Here is a 3,674-nt window from a genome sequence, read left to right as displayed (position 1 = left end):
CGGCCGCGGTCTTCGCCTCCGGCTTGGCTTCGTCATCGCCGCCGGGCTTCTTCGCCCCGGGCCGCTTGGCGCCACCGGCCAGGCCGAGGCCTGTCACCGGCTTGGCCTCGGCGGCGTCGTCGGCTTCGGCCGCTGCGCCGGTCTCCTCGGCTTCCTCGTCCTCCTCGACCGCGGGCGCCTCGGCGGCGGTCTTCGCGGCGATCTCGGCGCGCTCCTCGGCCGCTCGTTCTGCGTCTCTGGCCGCGGTGCCCTTCTCGGGCAGCGTCACCGAGCTCTTGTCGAGCGAGCCGAGCAGCAGCTGCGCGACGTCGAGCACCTCGACCTTCTCGATGTCCCTGGCGGCGGCGACGTCGTCGACACCGTCGGTGATCATCACGCGGCAGAACGGGCAGCCGGTGGCGATCGCCGATGCGCCGGTGTCGATGGCCTCCTCGGTGCGCTCGGTGTTCACCCGCTTGCCGATGTGCTCTTCCATCCACATCCGTGCGCCGCCGGCGCCGCAGCACAGACCGCGGTCGGCGTGCCGGGGCATCTCGGTGAGCTTCGCTCCGGCCGCCCCGACCAACTCGCGGGGGGCGCTGTACTCCTTGTTGTGCCTGCCGAGGTAGCAGGGGTCGTGGTAGGTGACGTCCTGGCCTCCGCCGACCGGCGTCACGGGCACGAGCTTCTTGTCGCGCACCAGCCGGTTGAGCAGCTGGGTGTGGTGCAGCACGGTGTAGTTGCCGCCGAGCTGCGGATACTCGCGGCCCAGGGTGTTGAAGCAGTGCGGGCAGGTGACGACGACCTTGCGGTCGACCCGCTCGACGCCTTCGAACAGGCCGTCGAGCGTCTCGACGTTCTGCGCAGCGAGCTGCTGGAACAGGAACTCGTTACCCGAGCGGCGGGCCGAGTCGCCGTTGCAGGTCTCGCCCTCTCCGAGGACGAGGACCTTGACGCCCGCGGTGGCGAGCAGTTCGGCGACGGCCTTGGTGGTCTTCTTGGCCCGGTCCTCGTAGGCGCCGGCGCAACCGACCCAGAACAGGTACTCGAAGCCCTCGAAGGTCTCGACGTCCTTGCCGAACACCGGCACGTCGAAGTCGACCTCGTCGATCCAGTTGGTGCGGTCCTTGGAGTTCTGCCCCCAGGGGTTGCCCTTGTTCTCCAGGTTCTTGAACAGCACGCCGAGCTCGCCGGGGAACTCCGACTCCATCATCACCTGGTAGCGGCGCATGTCGACGATGTGGTCGATGTGCTCGATGTCGACCGGGCACTGCTCCACGCACGCACCGCAGGTGGTGCACGACCAGAGCACGTCGGGGTCGATGACGCCGCCCTGCTCGAGGGTGCCGACCAGCGGGCGGGTCGCCTGCAGCGGGGAGTCGGCGGGGATGCGCTCGAAGCCGGATTCGGGAACGTGCTCGTGGGAGTGTTCCTCGCTGTGCTTCTCGCCGCGCGCCTCTTCGCCGAGTCCGCCCTCCGGGGTGTTCTCGAGCGGGCTCTCCTTGCCGTCGAGGAAGTACGGGGCCTTGGCGAACATGTGGTCGCGCAGGTTCATGATCACGAGCTTGGGCGACAACGGCTTACCGGTGTTCCAGGCGGGGCACTGGGACTGGCAGCGGCCGCACTCGGTGCAGGTGGTGAAGTCGAGGAAGCCCTTCCAGGTGAAGTCCTCGATCTTGCCGCGGCCGAGCACGGCGTCCTCGGCGGGATCCTCGAAGTCGACCGGCTCGCCCTTGGACTCCACCGGCAGCAGCGGGCCCAGGCCGTCGGGCATCCTCTTGAACGTCACGTTGATCGGCGCCAGGCCGATGTGCAGGTGCTTGGAGTGCAGCACGATCAGCAGGAACACCAGCATCACGGCGATGTGCCCGAGCAGCGCGATCGTCTCGATCCACTCGTTGGCGGTGACGCCGAGCGGGCGCATGATCCAGCCCATGGCCTGGGAGAAGAACGCGCCGTTGCCGTAGGGCAGGTTGCCGACGACGGCCGCCGCGCCGCGGACCAGGGCGTAGGTCCAGATGACGTTGAAGATCATGAACAGGATCAGCCACGCACCGCCGGTGTGCGAGCCGTAGAAGCGCGAGTCGCGGCCGTGTTTCTTGGGTTCGCGCACGATCCGGATCACGGCGAAGGTCGCGATGCCGAGCAGCACCATGACGGCGAAGAAGTCCTGCAGGAAGCCCAGCGCGTCCCAGCGGCCGACGAACGGGATGTGGAAGTCGTGATCGACGAGCAGGCCGAAGGCCTCGACGTAGACCGAGCCCAGGATGAAGAAGCCCCACATCGTGAAGAAGTGCGCGATGCCGGGGATCGACCACTTGAGCAGTCGGGTCTGTCCGAACACTTCCTCGAACTGCGTGGTGATGCGCTTCTTGAGGTTGTCCTTGCGGTTGTTCGCCTCGCTCGTCGGCTGTCCGGACCGGATCAGCTTCGTCAGCCACAGGAACCGCTTCACGGCGAGCGCGCCGACGACGGCGATCATCAGAACCCCGGCGATGATCCTGATCAGCATCTGCGTGTCCACGCTGCGCCTCCCCGGCTAGGTAAGTTACCCGACAGTAACTTAAGTAATGTTACCCGTCAGTAACTTAGGCTATGTGCCTGCTCATAGTGACACCCTGCCCCTGGGCGCCGCCACGAAGGTTGACCTAACTAGTCGGTCGGTTAGCTCTGCGGCGCCAGCATCGCGCGCAACATCGACAGCATCTCCGAGCGCGACTCGGCGCCGAGACGGCGCCGGATCCGGGCGACGTGATGCTCGACGGTCTTCGCCGAGATGAACAGTTGAGCGCCGATGTCGCGGTACGGCATACCGAGCAGCAGGAGCTCGGCGACCTCCCGCTCCCGGTCGGAGAGCCGCGACGACGCGGGCGTCGATGCCGGCGTCGACGACGGTGTGCGCAGCGGTTGCGGCAGGTCGGCGGCCCCGATCTCGACGTCGCCGCCCGCGACCGACTGCTTGAGGTCGCGGGCCAGCTGCAGCATGGCCTGCGACACCCGGGCATCCGGCGTCTGCAGCGCCGCCTGCCCGGCCAGACGGGTGGCGTCCCAGGTCAGCCCGAACTGCGACAGCGACCGCGCCGCCGCGGTCACCTCGGCGGCGTCGACATGGTTGGCCAGCACCCGCAGCCAGGTGCGGCCCGCCGTGGCCAGCGACTTCGCGAAGGCACTGCCGGCGGCCGCGGCGGTCAGGGCCTGGCCGTGCGGGGCCACCGCATCCGGCGCGTTGGCGAGGATGCCCGCGTGCACGCCGGCCCAGTGCAGCGGGGTCGACCACAGCACCGGGTTGCCGAGCGACTCGAGCAGCGCGAACGCCTCGGCCAGCGGATGCGCCAACCTGTCCACCTGACGCATCCGGGCGGCCGCCACCCACAGCTCACCCAGGGGGAGCAACGCGAACAGGTCGACCGAGTACTCGGCGAGCACCTCCATCGCGGCATACCAGTGCTTCTGCATGGCGCCGCTGTCACCACTGCGCCGGGCGACCGCCGTCTGCAACGCCGCCGACCACAGCGCATCGCGACGGTGCAGGGCGGCGTTCACCGTGTCCGCCACGCTCGCCGACGCGGCGCCGAGCTGGCCGTCCTGCATCCGCACCCACCCCGCCAGCAACCGGTGCCGGTGCGTGACGAAGATCTCAGCGTCGGCGCGCTCCGCGCCGTCGGCCTCCCTGACCGCCCGGCCGATCACGCTGC

2 protein-coding genes are annotated in these 3,674 nt (G+C 69.0%); both read right to left on the bottom strand.

Translation table 11 applies throughout. The features are described 5' to 3' along the window. Nucleotides 1-2,503, bottom strand: a 2,503-nt coding sequence (locus Q2100_RS30170) for a (Fe-S)-binding protein (protein WP_302916975.1), incomplete at its 3' end; no start/stop codon positions are given. Nucleotides 2,504-2,643: 140 nt separating this feature from the next. Beyond that, a partial coding sequence (locus Q2100_RS30165) for a LuxR C-terminal-related transcriptional regulator (protein ID WP_302916974.1) occupies nt 2,644-3,674 on the bottom strand: 1,031 nt, incomplete at its 5' end.

The organism is Mycolicibacterium arseniciresistens (genome assembly GCF_030519285.1).
GTDB lineage: Bacteria > Actinomycetota > Actinomycetes > Mycobacteriales > Mycobacteriaceae > Mycobacterium > Mycobacterium arseniciresistens.
The sequence above is the reverse complement of the archived record's forward strand: the minus strand, read 5'-3'. Positions and strand labels throughout refer to the sequence as shown.